This is a genomic window from Arcobacter sp. LA11 (assembly GCF_001895145.1).
GTDB lineage: Bacteria > Campylobacterota > Campylobacteria > Campylobacterales > Arcobacteraceae > Halarcobacter.
In genome coordinates this window covers 25,805-41,935 of record NZ_BDIR01000002.1, presented here as the reverse complement: position 1 = coordinate 41,935, position 16,131 = coordinate 25,805, and the positions used below count along the sequence as shown (strand labels likewise).

Here is a 16,131-nt window from a genome sequence, read left to right as displayed (position 1 = left end):
TTATAAATCCTTCGTATTTTCTATTATTTGTTTAAAATCTTCAACTATCCAAGATGCTGTTCCAATTAAAGCACCATCTACACCATCAAGTGCACAAATTTCAGCAACATTTGCCACTTTTACACTTCCACCATAAAGTAAAGGCTTTGGAATTCTTAGCTTAATAGCAGAGTGTACAGAAGTAATATCTTCATTTGTAGCAGTAACTCCAGTTCCAATGGCCCATACTGGTTCATAGGCTAAAATTAAGTTGTCATAGTTTGTATCAATTCCTTCAAACTGCTCATAAACATACTCTAAAGTTTTATCAAGTCCAGACTCTTTTACTTCTAAAGGTTCTCCAATACAATAAACAATTTTGTAGCCTTTATTTTTATAAAAATCATATTTTTTAGCAATCTCTTCTTGAGATTCACCTAATACATGTCTTCTCTCAGAATGTCCAATTAAAATTGTTTTAATTGCAAATTCATCAAGTTGGGTTGTTCCAATTTCACCTGTAAATGAACCTTTATCAACTGCATATGCATTTTGTGCACCTATAGTTAAATTTGATACTGTTTCAAATTCATCAAGAGAAGTAGCTGTAGGGAATACAATTACTTCATTTGAAATATTATTTGACTGTAAAAATTCACTAACTTCTTTTACAAAAGAAGCTGTTGATTTTCTAGTATGGTTTGTTTTAAAGTTTGAAGCAATTATTGCCATTAATCTTCCTCTAGTACCAGAGCTTTAACACCTGGTAAAATTTTACCTTCAATTAATTCTAAAGAAGCACCACCACCAGTAGAGATAAATGTCATATCATCTTCATCACCAGTTACTCTAACTAAATCAGCAGTATCTCCACCACCTACAACAGTTGTTGCAAAAGATTGAGCTACGGTGTTAGCTATTCTTGTACTTCCTTTAGCAAATTTTTCCATTTCATAAACACCCATTGGTCCATTCCATAAAATAGTATTTGCATCAGAAAGTGCTAATCTAAATAATTGAGCAGTTGCAGGCCCAATATCAAGTCCCATCCAATTTTTTGGAATTTCTTGAATTGTTACATGTTTTGCAATAGCTTCTGCATCAAAAGCTTCTGCTGCAACAATATCAACAGGTAAATAAAATTTAACCCCTAATTCTTCTGCTTCTTCCATAATCTTGATTGCTTCTGGAATTAAGTCCTCTTCAACTAAAGAGTTACCAATTTCATGTCCTAAAGCTTTTAAGAATGTAAATGCCATTCCCCCACCAATTAAGATTTTATCCACTTTTGGTACAAGATTATAAAGTGCTTCAAGTTTTCCAGAAACTTTTGAACCACCTACAATAGAAACAAAAGGTCTTTTAGGTTCATGAACAATATGATGGAAAAACTTAATTTCTTTTGCAAGTAAAAAACCAGCAGCTTTACTACCTTCATCAAAATATTTTGTAATAGCTTCAACAGAAGCATGTGCTCTATGTGAAACTCCAAAAGCATCATTGATATATACGTCTGCCATTGATGCAAGTTTTTGTGCAAACTCTTCATCATTTGCTTTTTCAGCTGGATTATATCTTAAATTTTCAAGAAGTAAAATTTCACCAGCTTGTAAATTTTTTGCAGTTTCTAAAGTATCATCTTGAACTACATTTTTAGCCATTTTAATCTCTTGTTTTAAAAGAGTATGTAATCTTTTTGCAACTGGTTTAAGTGAATATTTTTCTTCAAATGCTTCTTTAGGTCTACCAAAATGAGAAGCTAAAATAACTGAACAATCTCTATCAATACAGTACCTAATAGTATTTAATGCACTTCTAATTCTTCTATCATCAGAAATATTATTATACTCATCCATAGGAACATTAAAGTCACATCTTATGAATATTTTTTTACCATCAATATCTAAATTTCTAATTTCTTGTAATTTCATTTAAATTAAATTCCTTATTTGTTTGCTACAAAAACTGCCATATCAATAAGTCTTGAAGAGTAACCCCACTCATTGTCATACCAAGTCATAATTTTAATCATATCATCACCAATAACTTGTGTTAAATCTGAAGCTACAATTGTAGAATTTGTATTTCCTACTAAATCTGAAGATACTAACATATCGTTATCAACTGCAACTATTCCAGCAAGTTCTTTTGCTTTTGATTCAAATAAAGCATTTACTTCTTCTTTTGAAGTTTTTTTACTAACTACAAAGTTTACATCAACCATTGAAACGTTTGGAGTTGGAACTCTTACAGATTGACCATGTAGTTTTCCATCAAGTTGAGGCATGATTAATCTCATAGCTTTAGCAGCACCAGTAGAAGTAGGAATCATATTTTGAGCCCCTGCTCTTGCTCTTCTTTTATCTGATTTATGTTTTACATCTAAAATATTTTGATCATTTGTATACGAGTGAATTGTAGTCATAAGACCTTTTTCAATTCCATACGCATCATCAAGAATTTTCGCAACTGGACCTAAACAGTTTGTAGTACAAGAAGCATTTGAGATAATATCTTGACCAGCATATTCTGATTCATTAACACCCATTACAAATGTTGGTGTAGCATCTTTTGCAGGAGCAGAAATTACAACTTTTTTTGCACCATTATCTAAGTGAACTTGACATTTTTCTTGTGTAAGGTAAGCACCTGTACATTCTAAAATAACTTCAGCACCACACTCTTTAGTGAAAGTTAACTCTTTTGCATCTCTTGTTGAATAAAGTTTTGCATTAACTTTACCCATTTTTAAATATCCATTTTCAACTTTTAATTCTTCTTTAAATGTTCCGTGTACAGTATCATATTTTGTAATATATTCTAACATTTCTGGTGTCGCAGTATCATTGATTGCCACTAATTCAACATCTTCTCGTGACGCAATAATTCTTGCAACACATCTACCAATTCTCCCAAAACCATTGATTGCAACTTTAACAGCCATATTTACCCTTTGTTCTTTATAATTTGGTAGATATTTTATCCAAAAGTTGCTATAATATTAGTTAATCATAAATTAAAGGAAAAAATTAGGTGCAAATTGCAATTTTTGGAGGTAGTTTTGACCCACCTCATATAGGTCATCAAACTATTGCAAAAAAAATTCTCAAAAAATTAGATATTGATTTATTGATAGTTGTACCAGCATATTTAAATCCACTAAAAGTTAAATCATTTCTCGATGCAAAAACAAGATTTAAACTTCTAAAAAAACTATTTTCAAAAAAAGAAAATATAAAAGTTTCTGATTATGAAATAAAACAAGGTAGAGCTGTATATTCAATTGAAACTATAAGATATATAATTGAAAAATACAAGCCCTCAAAAGTTTATTTGGTTATAGGAGCTGATAACTATAAATCTTTTCACTTATGGGATAAGTATGGAGAGATTTTAGATTTAGTTACCTTAGTTGTTGTTACAAGAGATGGTATTAAATATAAAGAAAGTGATTATATAAAAAGATTAAAAGTAGATATAAAAATTAGTTCAACACAGCTAAGAAATACTTTTAATTTAAAATATATTCCAAAAAAAATTAGAAAAGATGTCAAAAAAATTTGGCATAAAAAAGGTAAAATTTGAGTAATAGATTAGAAAAAATTGAGCAAATATTAAATGAAAAAAAAGCTGAAAATATTGAAGTTATCGATTTAACTTCAAAAGATTATATTGTTGATTATGTAGTAATAGCTACAACGTTAAATCCTAAACATGCATTTGCATTGTTAAACTATTTAAAAACAGATTTAAAACCATTAGGTGAAGAATTTTTAAGAATTGATGATGATGACGAATGGACGATTATTGATTTAGGTGATGTATTTATTCACTTAATTAGTGAAAAATATAGAGAAAAATATTCAATTGAAGAGTTCTTAAGTGAACTAGAAAACAGAGTTCAATAAAAAATAAAAGGTTTAACCCTTTTATTTTTTTTGCGTAACTGGTTTTCCGGTCATAATTTTATTATAATTTCCTGCTGCATCTTTTGCGCCACCCATATAACCGGTTGAGATGGCAATACCAAGACCTATAACTAATATAATAATAAACCATTTCATTACATAATCTCCTTTGCTTTAATACCTAATAAATTTAAACAAACTCTTATTGTTTGAGCTGATAAACTTAATACTTTTAAATACTGTCTTTCTTCATCAGTCCCAACAATTTTATGCTCATTATAAAACCTATGAATAGATGAAGCTAAACTATAAAGATAATCTGTAATCTTTTGCATATCTCTTTTACTAAATGCTTCATTTAATACTGAAGGCAATAATAAAGATTCATATACTAAGTTTAATGCATCTTGATTTAAATTTTCATAAGAAATATCAACTACATCATCAAAGCTTTTTTCTGCTTTTTTAAATATTTGATTTATTCTTGCATAAGCATAATTAATATAAAAAATTGGATTTGAGCTATCTTGATTTTTCAACATATCTAAATCGAATTCTAGATGAGTATCACTTTTTTTAGTTAAAAAGATAAATCTAAGAGCATCAGCTCCTACTTCTTCTACTACATCACTCATTAAAATTACATTACCTGCTCGTTTACTCATTTTATATGGTTCACCACCTTTTAGTAATTGAACCATTTGAGATAACAATATTTCAAGTTTTTTAGAATCATTTCCTAAAAACTCAATTGCTGCATGAACTCTTTTTATATATCCATGGTGATCAGCACCCCAAATATTAATGTAATGATCATATCCTCTATCAAACTTGTCTTTATGATAGATAATATCTCCAGCTAAATACGTAGGAATACCATTCTCTCTCACAACTACTCTATCAGAATCATCTCCATGAAGAGTCGATTTTAAATAAAGCTTTTCATCTTTTGTATATAAAGAACCATTATCCAATAAAACAGCTTTTGTATCAGACCATGCATCATATAATGAAGCTTCAGAAACAAAATTATCAAACTCTATTCCTGCATCTTTTAAATCATCTGTAATTATAGTAAGAACTATATCTTTTGCAAATATTGCCATTTCTCTAAATCTTGATTCATCATGGAAAATGTCAGCTCCATGAAGTTCAAATACTTTTTTAGCAATATCAATTAAGTAGTCACCTCTATAATATGTTTCTGGATATTCAACTTCTTCATTTAATACAAACTCTCGTCCTGCTAAAGAAACTGATAAACCTAACATATCCATTTGAGCACCTGCATCATTTACATAATACTCAGTAACAATATCAAAACCTAAATGTTTTCCAACTCTAGCAATAGAATCTCCAAGAACAGCACCCCTCGCATGTCCAATATGTAAAGGACCAGTAGGATTTGCAGAAACATATTCTAATAAAATTTTTTCATCTTTTGAATTCTCTTTTGCAAAATCATTACCAGCTAAAAGGGCTTCTTTAGATAATTCTTCAAGAAAACTATTTGATAATTTAAAGTTAATAAAACCTTTTACAGCTTCTATTTTTTCAAACATTGAATTATCATCAAATTTTTTTACTAAATCATCTGCAATAATCATAGGAGATTTTCTTAGCTCTTTTGCTAAAGAAAATGCAACAGGTGTTGCAAAATGTCCTAAAGAAATATCTTTAGGTTTTTCTAATACAACACTTGTATCTAAAACTTTTTCTATATAATTTTTTACTCTATTTTGCAATATTTTATCTTATACAGTTTTAGTTTCGTTTGGTTCTTCTGATTTTGTTTCAGCTTTCTTCTCTATTTCATCAGCTTTGTCTGTAGATACAACTTCATCATCTTCTTTAACAGCTTTTTTGAAATTCTTAATTCCACTTCCTAAACCTTTTGCTAATTCAGGAATTTTCTTTCCTCCAAATAATAGTAATACTACTAGAGCAATTAATACCCATTCCATACCACCTGGCATACCCATATTAAATCCTTAATGTTTAATTTTTAAGGATTATTATATCTTCTTGAAGCTTAAAAAAAATGACTAAAGTCAAAGTTAAATAAAAGGAGTTTATATTATTTTATAAAAAAGTGTAAAAGTTTATATCCACTAGCTGCTGCTAAGACAGAACCTAAAAGGTTTAAAGCCATATTACTTATACCTAAAAGTAGTGATGTTTGAAGTAAAAAGAAACTTTCAATTGCAAATGTAGAATAAGTAGTTAATGCTCCTAAAAATCCAGTAGTTAAAAATGATTTTAAAGAATCATCAACTGTATAATTAGCAAAAATAGCAAATAAAACTCCAATAAGGAAACTACCTAATATATTTACAAAAAGAATTCCAACAGGAAATTCATAAGAAAAATGTTTATTGGAAAGATAGACAACATATGCTCTTGCAATTGCTCCTAAAAAACCACCAGTCCCAATAGCTAGAACTGTTTGCCAACTAAGAGTCATATTTTTTCATCTCTTTATTAAAAATATCATTCATATTTTTTTCAGTTTGCGCAAACCAATCACTCTTTTTATCTGCTTGAACCGAATCTAAATAGATAACTTTAACTCTTCCTGGAGTTGCTGTAAGTTTTTGAGAGTCTAATATATCTTTTGTATTAATAATAATTAAAGGTTGTACTTTTAAATTTAATTTATTTGCAACCATAGCAGCACCAGATTTAAACTTTAACATCTCTTTTCCAGTACTTCTTGTTCCTTCTGGGAACATTGCAATTGGTCTACCTTTAGAAAGCCGATTCTTTGCCTCTTTTAGCATATGAATTATTCCAGCTTTATTTTCCCTATCGATTGATATCATTCTTGGAGCTTTTATAATATGTCCAAAAAAGAAAAGATCAGATATCTCTTTTTTAGCTACCCATGCTAAATCTTTTGGATGTAAATGTTCCATAACTATTATGTCTAGTAAACTTTGGTGATTCATAATTACTAAATCACATGACTCGTCTAAAGTACCTTCTACTTCAAGTTTGATACCTAAAAGATAAATCTGAATTTTCATCCAAAATTTTATAATTTTATGAGTATAATTTCTAAAAAGATACATTGCTGCAATTACAACTGCAACAGTAATAGAAAATTGTATTAAAACAATTATACCTCTAATTCTTGATAACATCTTTTTCTTTTACCCACCCAATAAATTTATTATCGCCTGAACCAATCATAATTTTAACAAAGTCATTCTTTCTTTTCATATCTTCTACAACTATTTCTTTTTTAGTTTTTTGAAAAATAGTTGAATTTTTTGTTGGTAAAATATAAATAACACTATTTTCTTTTAATCTAATAGTTTTATTAGGCATTGCAAACAACATAAATACTATTGCTACTATTAAAAATAATACTAAAAATATATATTTTCTTTTCCAAACAAAAAGTATTAAAAGAATAATAGCTAAAACACCAACTGCTATTTTTTTATAAAATTCAAAACTAGAATTATTTGGATTTAAATCAGTTTGAGTACTAACTAATTCCTCTTCTAAAGTTATAGGAAGAATAATTTTTTCAAATTTATTATCAGTTGTATTATAGTAATTAAAAATTATAGATTTTTTATGTATAGGTATTACAATATAATATATTACATGTTGATTAGGATAATTATCCTCAATAACTGTAATTCCTTGTTCTTTAAAACCTTTTATATAAAAGTCTTCAAGATTAGAATGATTTGAAACAATATCAATTATTGTTAAAGCTTCTTTATTTGTATATTGTTTAGTCTTCGAAGTAACAATTTTAAAATCTTTTGCAATTACATTTGTAAATCTCTCATCACTTTTTGCAATTTCAGAAAATGTAACATTAAGACCAGAAATTCTTCTAGCTTCCATTAAAGTTTTACCCTTATAAAGTCTAACTTCAATTGTAGGCATTTGAAATTTACTCTCATAAGATTTAAAATAAAACTTATTTGTATATGTATTCTTAGTATTTGTAGATTTTTTCCATTTTTCTTTTGGATTTAATGGAATCATATTTTTTCCATTTAAAAATCTAGTTTGTATATAATCGTAATTTTTTCTTGTAATTAAAGCTTTTACTTCAATTTCAAATCTTTGGTTTTTATAGATATGCTTTGGATAATTTATATATGATAAATATAAATTTTTTGTTCCTACATAACTTTTTACAGGACTAGTAGTCTGCTTATTAATTGGTGTACCAAAAGCTGAACTCTCTTTATTTACAAATTCATTTGCAAATAAAAAACTTGCTAAAAATAAAAAGACTACTAGAAATTTTTTCACTATTTTAAAAACCCTTTTAACATAATAACACCGTCGTCACAACCCAGAATATCTTCCATCGCACGCTCTGGATGAGGCATAAGTCCAAAAATATTTTTTTCTTTATTACAAATTCCTGCAATATTAGAAACTGAACCATTTAAATTCTCTTCAGTTCCATTTTCATCACAATATTTTAAAATAATTTGTCCATTTTCTTCTAAGTCTTTTAATCCATCAGCATCAATAAAGTAGTTACCATCATGATGTGCTACAGGGATATTTAAAACTTCATCTTTTTTAAGTAAAGATAAAAATATATTATCATTCTTTACAACTTTTAGGTTATTAAATTTAGAAATAAAGTGTAAAGAGTCATTTCTTTTCATAGCACCAGGTAATAAACCAGCTTCTAAAAGAATTTGAAAACCATTACAAATACCTAAAACTTTTCCACCTTTAGCAGCATATTCTTGAACAGAATCCATGATATTAGCAAATCTAGCAATTGCACCACTTCTTAGATAATCTCCATAAGAAAATCCTCCAGGGATAACTAATAAATCCGTATTTTCAGGTATTTTAGTCTCTTTATGCCAAACTATTGTTACATCACACCCTATTTTTTCAAAAGCATATTGAGTGTCATATTCACAGTTAGTACCTGGGAATTGTAATACTGTTACATTCATAGTCTTAACCTATAATTTCAATATCGTAATCTTCAATTACTGTATTTGCTAAAAGTTTTTCACACATTTTTACAACTTCAGCATTTGCATCTTCTTTATTTGTTGAATTAAGTTCCATAATAATTTGTTTACCAATTCTTACATCTTTAACTACTTCTTTAAATCCTAAAGTATCTAAAGCATGATGAGTTGCTTTACCCTGATCGTCTAATACACCTTGCTTTAATGCTACATTTACAATTGCTTTCATTTATTACCCTCAAATTTATATTTTTGCGATTATATCTAAAACTGTCTTATATCAGTTTAGACTAAACGAGCACAAAAAGTACTCGTATTTAAAACTATTTACTTAATCTTTTATGGATAGTATTATAACCATCTAAAATCGTATCTTTTATAGATTGTGGAACTTCCACTTCTAGTTTTTCCCCTGCTTTTAAATCTTTTGATTTTTCTTTCCAATTATTAGCTTTTCCAAAATCTCTAAGAATTTGCTTATCCATTGAAATATAATTTTGTGCATCAAAATCTTCTTTTGCAATAAATCTAGAACTCTCTGGTGTTAAAACTTCATCACCAAGAACCCATTCTCCATTTGCATCAATAAAGATTTCAAATTTTGTATCAACAACAACAATCCCATTGTCTTCAGCATATTTTGTAAAATCTTTAAATAATTTTTCCATACTTGTAATAATTTCTGGAAAAACTTCTCTAACTTTTGCAGAATTTAAAGGCTCATCTTTAATTCCTTTAGTTGTAGGAGTAAAAATTGGAGTTTCAAACTTATGCCATTGTTTTAAATCAGTAGGTAAATCTAAACCATATGGATCATTTCCATTTTGAATTGCATCAAATAAAGAACCTGTTAGATAGTTTCTAAATATAAATTCAAACTGAACAACTTCTCCATCAATTTCTGCTTCTAATGGTTTACATAATTCCATAAGTTGACATCTTGGTGCAACAGATAAACTTAGATCTATTGTTTCAGATAAAATCGCTGTTCTAATACCTGCTTCTCGTGCAAATTCTGCTCCACTATTTGAAATAGTAGTTTGAGAAACACCTTTTCCTTCAATCTCAAGATTTAAAGGAATATCAAATACTGAACATCTATCACTTCTTACAAGTAATACTTTTTGTTCATCACCAGGACATGTGTAAAGATCTGCATTTTTACCGATATAAAATAGATTATATCCTAACTCTTCTAACTCAGAAATACCTTTTTGGTTTGTAGTTTTCTTTGACTGCGGCCAAAGACCAAGTGCTACAATATCACTTATTTTCATTTACTCTCCTATGATTTATTAATAATTATTAATGACTTTAAAATACCAATACTTGTATTAAGTTGGTTATCTTTTGCTACATCTTCTTTTGTAATAATTTTTTTACTTTTTGGTTCTATTTTTTCTTTTTTAATCCCATTATCTTTATCTAATTCAACTTCTAAATGCTTTTTTAAATCAGCCTCTTTAATTTTAAATTCTGAATTAGTTTCACTTACTGCTTCACCTGCATAAGATATAACATCTGGAGTAATACCAGTTGCTTGAATAGTTCTTCCACTTGGTAAATAGTACTTAGCAATTGTTAATTTAATATTTTCACTTCTATCTTGAGTAATTGGTAAAATTGCTTGAACTGAACCTTTTCCAAAAGTTTTTTCTCCAATTACAATTGCTCTTTTATGATCTTGTAAAGCACCGCTTACAATTTCTGATGCTGATGCAGACCCTCCATTTACTAAAACAACAACAGGAACAGTTGTTATTGTATTTGACTGTTTTGCATTAAATTTTTCTTCATCAGCTGCACTTCTTCCTTTTTGAGAAACAATTACACCTTGATCAACAAATAAATCAACAACACCAATTGCTTGTGTTAAAAGTCCACCTGGATTATTTCTTAAATCTAAAATTATACCTTTTGTTGAAGGTCTATTTTTTATTGCTTTTCTTAAACTATTTGTAACTTTTCTATCAAAGCTTGAAACTCTTAAATACAATAAATCTTCATCTTCAATAGTTTTTGCAAATACAGATTGTATTTTAATTATATCTCTGATGATATCTATTTTGATTGGCTTAGTTTCGCCTTTTCTAACAATTGTTAAAACAATTGGAGTTTTAGGTTTACCTCTCATTAAAGATACAGCTTCATCTAAAGTCATGTTTAAAGTAGATGTAGTATCTATTTTTAAAATTATATCTCCAGCTTTAACTCCAGCATTAAACGCAGGAGTATCATCAATTGGAGAAATAACAGTTAATGCTGAATCTCTCATTCCAACTGTAATTCCTAATCCACCAAATTCACCTTGAGTTTGAATACTCATCTCTTTTGAAGATTTTCTATCAAGATAATTTGAATGTGCATCAAGTTCCTGCATTAAACCTTTTAAAGACTTATTTACTATTTCTTCGAGCTTTATATCATCAACGTAGTATTTCTCAACCGTACCAATAACTTGAGTTAACTTAGATAATGATTCGAATCTAGTCTGATTTAACTCTTTTACTTCTTCTTTTGCAACTATTGATTGAGATAAACATAAAACTAATGATGAAATTATTAAAAATTTATTCATTATTTACCTTTTATTTATTATAAGAGTATGTATTATATAAAATTTTATATAAAAGTAAGGTTTTATGATTTTTTTTGTATTATATAGTCTTAATTTTTGAAGAAGGTTTTAAATGAGTCTAAAAGAAAATGTTAATTACGTAAAAGAAGAACTTAACAGTGAAGAAAAATTCTTAGAGAGTTTTGTAAAAGTAGAAAGATTTTATAAAAAAAATAAATTAATTATAATAGCAGCAGTTGTAATTGTTATTGGTGCAGTTATTGGTTTATACACAACAAAGAATATCCAAGAGTCTAATAAATTAGATGCAAATATTGCATATAATAAATTAATTGAAAACCCTAAAGATAGTGCAGCGATGGCTACATTAAAAGAAAAAAACCTACAGTTATATCAAGTAGCTCAGTTTGTACAAGCTACAAAAGATGGTAAAGAGGCAGATATTCAAGTTAAGTATTTAAAAGAATTAAATGATTATCAAAAAGCACTTAATGCAAAAGATATTAACAAGTTAAATTCAGTGTCAATGCAAAATGATTTTTTACTTAAAGAATTTGCAATTTTTAATAAAGCTTTAATACAAGTAAATGACGGAAAGTTTGAAGATGCAAAAGCTACTTTAAAACTTATTCCTGTTGATTCAAAAGCAAGTGAATTAGTAAACATATTAAACCACTATTTAGTTACAAAATAAGGACAAATAAATGAAGCACTTACTTCTTTTCGCTGGATTAATTTTTATTCTTGCAGGTTGTGCAGGAAAAGAGTTTTATGAACCTGAATATACTGTTGGTGATTATGAAAATAATAAAGCATCTCTAGCAGGAGATATTATATCAATGAATAAAGATGGAGCAACACTTGATAGTGGTGAGATTATCACTAAAAGAGGTGTTTCAAAATTTAAAATTCCTGAAGGTTATAATTTTTTAAATATAAGTGATGATGTTGTTATTGCATCTAATTATAAAGATTCTGTTTTATTAGATAAAAAAGAGATAAAAGTTGGTGGAGTTGTTATTGCTGCAACACTAAAAGAGAATAAACTTGCACTTTTATTTTCTGATAATTCAATTCAACTATACAATACAGATACTGATAAAATATTACTTAAAGAATATTTTACTCACTCATATGTAAATGATACAAGAATTGCAAACCCTCACTTTATGAGTAATATTATTCTATTCCCAACTTTGGATGGAAAAATTGTAGTAGTATCAGAAGCAAATAATAAAGTTATTAAAAACATTGTAGTTGATGCAAATGGTGAGTTTAATAATATAATTTTCCTAGATGTTATTAAAGATACTTTAGTTGCAGCAACAGCGAATAAAGTTATCTCTGTTGGTGATGGTGTATTAAATTTAAAAGATTACAATGTAAGAGATATTATTTCAGTTGATGATAATATTTATATTGCAACAATTGATGGTCAAATTGTTAAAACTGATATTTCACTAAATATTATTAATAGAAAAAAATATAAATATGCTAAATTCTATGCTTTAGCATATGGAACTTCATTATATGCCTTAGAATCACAAGGTTTTTTAATCAATATCTCAAATGATTTTGAAACAGAAACAATTTATGATTTTGACTTTGATAATGAACAAAAAGTAATTGCTCTTGATGATACAATCTATTACGATGATGAGTATATGATTCTAAAATAAAATTTGATATAACTTAACATAAAAAAGGTGAAGAATTCGTTCTTCACCTTTTTTTTACTTAACTCTTGACTAGATATTCTAATTTTGATAAACTTTTACTTGACTGATTAGTCAAATAATAGATAAAGGATATTTAATGAGTGAAAATATATCGACTATCAAATCTATTCGAGTTAGACCTGTTGTTGTTCCAATGCAAACACCACACCAAACAGCAAGTGGAATTATTACTGAATCACCTCTAATTCTTATAGATATATCAATGAGTGACGGAAATATTGGCCATAGTATGATTTTTACCTATACTAAACTAGCGTTAAAAGCCACAGCTGATTTTATTCAAAATCTAGAACCTTTAGTTATAGGAGAGAGATTAGTTCCTTTGGATATCTTTTTAAAATTAAATAAACAATTTAGATTATTAGGAACTCAAGGTTTAGTTGGAATGTCAATTGCAGGTATTGATATGGCCTTGTGGGATGCCCTTGCTAGACAAAAAGACCTATCTTTGACAAATCTATTAGGTGGAAAAGCTAAGCCAATTAAAGCATATGGAGCAGTAGGTTATGATGGAGCTGAAGTTTGTGCTAAAGTTGCTAAAGAATGGTCAGAAAAAGGTCTTAAGGGGATAAAAGCAAAAATAGGTTATCCAACAGTAGAAGAAGATATTGAAGTAATCCAAGCAATGAGAGAAGCTACTGGTGAAGATATGTCAATTATGGTTGATTATAACCAAAGTTTAACTCCAATAGAAGCTATTAAAAGACATCGAATATTAGACAAAGAAAAATTAGCATGGATAGAAGAACCAACTTTAGCCCATGATTATATTGGACATTCAAAAATTGCAAAAGAGACAAAAACTCCTATTCAATGTGGTGAAAATTGGTGGGGAATTCTTGATATGCAACATGCAATTCAAGCCAATGCTTCAGATTATATTATGTTAGATGTGATGAAAATTGGTGGAGTAACAGGATGGATTAGAGCAGCTGCTATTGCTAATGCTCATAATATAGAAATTTCAAGTCATCTTTGGCCAGAAATTAGTGCTCAACTTCTATGTTGTACACCAACTACAAACTGGCTTGAATATTGTGATTGGTGGAATCCAATATTAAAAAATCCTCTTGTTTTAGAAAATGGAAATGCGATAATTAGTGATTGTAAAGGAAGTGGAATCCAATGGGATGAAAAAGCTGCAGAGAAATATTCTGTGATTTTATAATTTACATTAAAGAAAAAGAGCTCTGTTCTCTTCTTCTTTAAAACTATTTTTATTATTCATCTTCTTTTGCAAATTTTTCATAAAGAAAACTTAAAATTGCTTCTCTACATCTAATATATTCTGGATCGTGTTGAAGTTCAACTCTATTTCTTGGTCTTTCTAAGTTTACTTCTAAAACTTCACCAATAGTTGCTTCTGGACCATTTGTCATCATAATTACTTTATCACTTAAAAGTACTGCTTCATCAATATCATGTGTAATTATAATAACTGTATTTTCAACTTTTTGCTGAATTCTCATTAGATGTTCTTGTAAGTTTGCACGAGTTAATGAATCAAGTGCACCAAAAGGTTCATCCATAAGTAAAACATCTGGTTTGATTGATAAAGCTCTTGCTATACCAACTCTTTGTTTCATACCACCAGAAATTTCCCCTGGAAATTTATCTTTTGCATGGTCAAGATTTACCATAGAAACAAACTTTTCAACTCTTTCTCTAAGTTCTGATGAACTTAAACCAGGCATTACTTTTTTAACTGCCATTTCAATATTTTGATATACAGTTAACCATGGTAGTAAAGAGTGATTTTGAAAAACGACAGCTCTTTCAGGACCTGGTCCTTTTATCTCTTTATTATTTAAAATAATATTACCTTCTGTTTGAGCATCTAATCCTGCAATCATATTTAAAAGTGTTGATTTACCACAACCACTATGCCCAATAATTGAAATAATTTCATTTTTAGCTATTTTCACGTCTACATCAACAACGGCTTTATACTCTTTTCCACCTGGAAGGGGAAAAGTTTTATGGATATTTTCTAATTCTAAAAAGTTCTTACTCATTGTTTATGTCCTTACATCTTTTTTCTATAATCAAAATAATCAGCGATTTTACCCATCATAACATCTAAGATAAAACCAATAATACCAACAACTATAATACCAATAATGATATTGTGGTAAGCAAGATTGTTATACTCATCCCAAATCCAGAATCCAATACCAATACCACCTGTTAACATCTCAGCTGCGACAATTACAAGCCATGCAATACCTAAAGATAATCTCATTCCTGTAAAAATAAAAGGAACAGCAACAGGTAAAATTATTTGAAAGATTTTTTCAATTGGAGTAAACTGTAAAACCTTTGCAACATTTAAATAGTCTTCATTTACATTTTTAACACCAAGTGCAGTATTTATAATAATTGGCCAAATCGATGTAATAAAAATCGTTGAAACTGCAGTTGTATTAATATCTTGAAACACAAATAACAATAATGGAAGCCATGCAAGTGGTGAAACTGGTTTAAAAATTTGAATAAAAGGATCAAGTGCATATTGCATATTTTTACTCATACCAATTAATAAACCAATTGGAACACCAACTAAAACTGCTAGTGCAAACCCACCAAATACCCTTTCAAGAGATGCTAAGATTTGCCAAAAAAGTCCTTTATCATCTTGGTTCTCGATATAAAAAGGATCAGATAAAACACCATCAATTTCATCACCATCTGTTGTAATTCCACCAAAAGCATATACATAAGTATCACTTGGAGTTGGGAAATCCTCAACAATCTTAGCAATACCCGACCATACTTGTATTATTAAAACTAATACAATCAATGGAAGAAATATCTTTTTTAGTGTTTCTTTGTTCATAAATTTAACCTTTTGTTTTTTTAATTTGTTCTTTTAAATGCCTAGTATCTTAAATAGAAGGAAATGAAAATATAACTAGGCATTTAAAAAGACAAGGCCCCTAGGGCTTTATCTTTTT

The 16,131-nt window shown here is 28.4% G+C and carries 20 protein-coding genes; 5 read left to right on the top strand and 15 right to left on the bottom strand.

Annotation, left to right across the window (positions count from 1 at the left end):
• The 3 genes from BT997_RS02200 to gap are packed head-to-tail and all read right to left on the bottom strand — an operon-like array spanning nt 1 to nt 2,923.
• Nucleotides 1-711: a triose-phosphate isomerase gene (locus tag BT997_RS02200; protein WP_072679766.1), complete on the bottom strand. Its 711-nt coding sequence runs from the start codon at nt 709-711 to the stop codon at nt 1-3.
• Nucleotides 711-1,910, bottom strand: a complete 1,200-nt coding sequence (locus BT997_RS02195; RefSeq protein WP_072679765.1) for a phosphoglycerate kinase — start codon at nt 1,908-1,910, stop codon at nt 711-713. Before BT997_RS02195 ends, BT997_RS02200 begins: the two co-directional genes overlap by 1 nt.
• Before the next feature lie 14 nt (nt 1,911-1,924).
• Nucleotides 1,925-2,923, bottom strand: coding sequence for a type I glyceraldehyde-3-phosphate dehydrogenase (gene gap / locus BT997_RS02190; protein WP_072679764.1), 999 nt, complete (start codon nt 2,921-2,923; stop codon nt 1,925-1,927).
• A gap of 89 nt (nt 2,924-3,012) precedes the next feature.
• Between gap and nadD the strand changes: the two genes are divergently transcribed.
• Both nadD and rsfS read left to right on the top strand, forming a co-directional pair.
• The gene (gene nadD / locus BT997_RS02185; protein ID WP_072679763.1) at nt 3,013-3,564 is read left to right on the top strand and encodes a nicotinate (nicotinamide) nucleotide adenylyltransferase; all 552 of its coding nucleotides are present in this window, start codon (nt 3,013-3,015) and stop codon (nt 3,562-3,564) included.
• Entirely contained in the window at nt 3,561-3,887 is a 327-nt protein-coding gene (gene rsfS / locus BT997_RS02180) for a ribosome silencing factor (RefSeq protein ID WP_072679762.1), read from the top strand. Before nadD ends, rsfS begins: the two co-directional genes overlap by 4 nt.
• A 21-nt stretch (nt 3,888-3,908) precedes the next feature.
• Here rsfS and BT997_RS15660 read toward each other — a convergent pair whose 3' ends face one another.
• The 10 genes from BT997_RS15660 to BT997_RS02135 form a co-directional block, all read right to left on the bottom strand.
• Nucleotides 3,909-4,043: a hypothetical protein gene (locus BT997_RS15660; RefSeq protein WP_258239408.1), complete on the bottom strand. Its 135-nt coding sequence runs from the start codon at nt 4,041-4,043 to the stop codon at nt 3,909-3,911.
• Entirely contained in the window at nt 4,043-5,632 is a 1,590-nt protein-coding gene (gene argS, locus BT997_RS02175) for an arginine--tRNA ligase (RefSeq protein ID WP_072679761.1), read from the bottom strand. The genes BT997_RS15660 and argS overlap by 1 nt, the downstream gene beginning before the upstream one ends.
• A gap of 9 nt (nt 5,633-5,641) precedes the next feature.
• On the bottom strand, nt 5,642-5,869 hold the full coding sequence (tatA, locus tag BT997_RS02170; RefSeq protein ID WP_072679760.1) for a twin-arginine translocase TatA/TatE family subunit: 228 nt from the start codon (nt 5,867-5,869) through the stop codon (nt 5,642-5,644).
• A 95-nt stretch (nt 5,870-5,964) separates the two neighbouring features.
• Entirely contained in the window at nt 5,965-6,351 is a 387-nt protein-coding gene (crcB, locus tag BT997_RS02165; protein ID WP_072679759.1) for a fluoride efflux transporter CrcB, read from the bottom strand.
• Complete coding sequence (locus BT997_RS02160; RefSeq protein WP_072679758.1) at nt 6,341-7,030, bottom strand: 1-acyl-sn-glycerol-3-phosphate acyltransferase; 690 nt, start codon at nt 7,028-7,030, stop codon at nt 6,341-6,343. Before BT997_RS02160 ends, crcB begins: the two co-directional genes overlap by 11 nt.
• A complete protein-coding gene (locus BT997_RS02155) occupies nt 7,014-8,168 on the bottom strand; it encodes a hypothetical protein (RefSeq protein WP_072679757.1) in 1,155 nt (384 codons plus the stop codon). The genes BT997_RS02160 and BT997_RS02155 overlap by 17 nt, the downstream gene beginning before the upstream one ends.
• Complete coding sequence (gene purQ, locus BT997_RS02150) at nt 8,168-8,839, bottom strand: phosphoribosylformylglycinamidine synthase I (RefSeq protein ID WP_072679756.1); 672 nt, start codon at nt 8,837-8,839, stop codon at nt 8,168-8,170. Before purQ ends, BT997_RS02155 begins: the two co-directional genes overlap by 1 nt.
• 4 nt (nt 8,840-8,843) lie before the next feature.
• Nucleotides 8,844-9,089 carry a phosphoribosylformylglycinamidine synthase subunit PurS gene (purS, locus tag BT997_RS02145; RefSeq protein ID WP_072679755.1) on the bottom strand — a complete coding sequence of 82 codons (246 nt, stop codon included), beginning with the start codon at nt 9,087-9,089 and terminating at the stop codon, nt 8,844-8,846.
• 94 nt (nt 9,090-9,183) lie between these two features.
• Nucleotides 9,184-10,137 carry a phosphoribosylaminoimidazolesuccinocarboxamide synthase gene (locus BT997_RS02140; RefSeq protein WP_072679754.1) on the bottom strand — a complete coding sequence of 318 codons (954 nt, stop codon included), beginning with the start codon at nt 10,135-10,137 and terminating at the stop codon, nt 9,184-9,186.
• A gap of 8 nt (nt 10,138-10,145) precedes the next feature.
• Nucleotides 10,146-11,438: a S41 family peptidase gene (locus tag BT997_RS02135; protein ID WP_072679753.1), complete on the bottom strand. Its 1,293-nt coding sequence runs from the start codon at nt 11,436-11,438 to the stop codon at nt 10,146-10,148.
• Nucleotides 11,439-11,550: 112 nt separating this feature from the next.
• Between BT997_RS02135 and BT997_RS02130 the strand changes: the two genes are divergently transcribed.
• The 3 genes from BT997_RS02130 (at nt 11,551) to BT997_RS02120 (ending at nt 14,345) form a co-directional block, all read left to right on the top strand.
• Nucleotides 11,551-12,132: a hypothetical protein gene (locus BT997_RS02130; RefSeq protein WP_072679752.1), complete on the top strand. Its 582-nt coding sequence runs from the start codon at nt 11,551-11,553 to the stop codon at nt 12,130-12,132.
• A gap of 10 nt (nt 12,133-12,142) precedes the next feature.
• Entirely contained in the window at nt 12,143-13,117 is a 975-nt protein-coding gene (locus BT997_RS02125) for a hypothetical protein (RefSeq protein WP_072679751.1), read from the top strand.
• Between the two features lie 136 nt (nt 13,118-13,253).
• The gene (locus BT997_RS02120; protein ID WP_072679750.1) at nt 13,254-14,345 is read left to right on the top strand and encodes an enolase C-terminal domain-like protein; all 1,092 of its coding nucleotides are present in this window, start codon (nt 13,254-13,256) and stop codon (nt 14,343-14,345) included.
• Nucleotides 14,346-14,397: 52 nt separating this feature from the next.
• On the opposite strand, the gene BT997_RS02115 is transcribed toward BT997_RS02120, so the two are convergent.
• Nucleotides 14,398-15,192, bottom strand: a complete 795-nt coding sequence (locus BT997_RS02115) for an ABC transporter ATP-binding protein (protein WP_072679749.1) — start codon at nt 15,190-15,192, stop codon at nt 14,398-14,400.
• Between the two features lie 11 nt (nt 15,193-15,203).
• The gene (ntrB, locus tag BT997_RS02110; RefSeq protein ID WP_072679748.1) at nt 15,204-16,013 is read right to left on the bottom strand and encodes a nitrate ABC transporter permease; all 810 of its coding nucleotides are present in this window, start codon (nt 16,011-16,013) and stop codon (nt 15,204-15,206) included.
• Between the last annotated feature and the right edge of the window lie 118 nt (nt 16,014-16,131).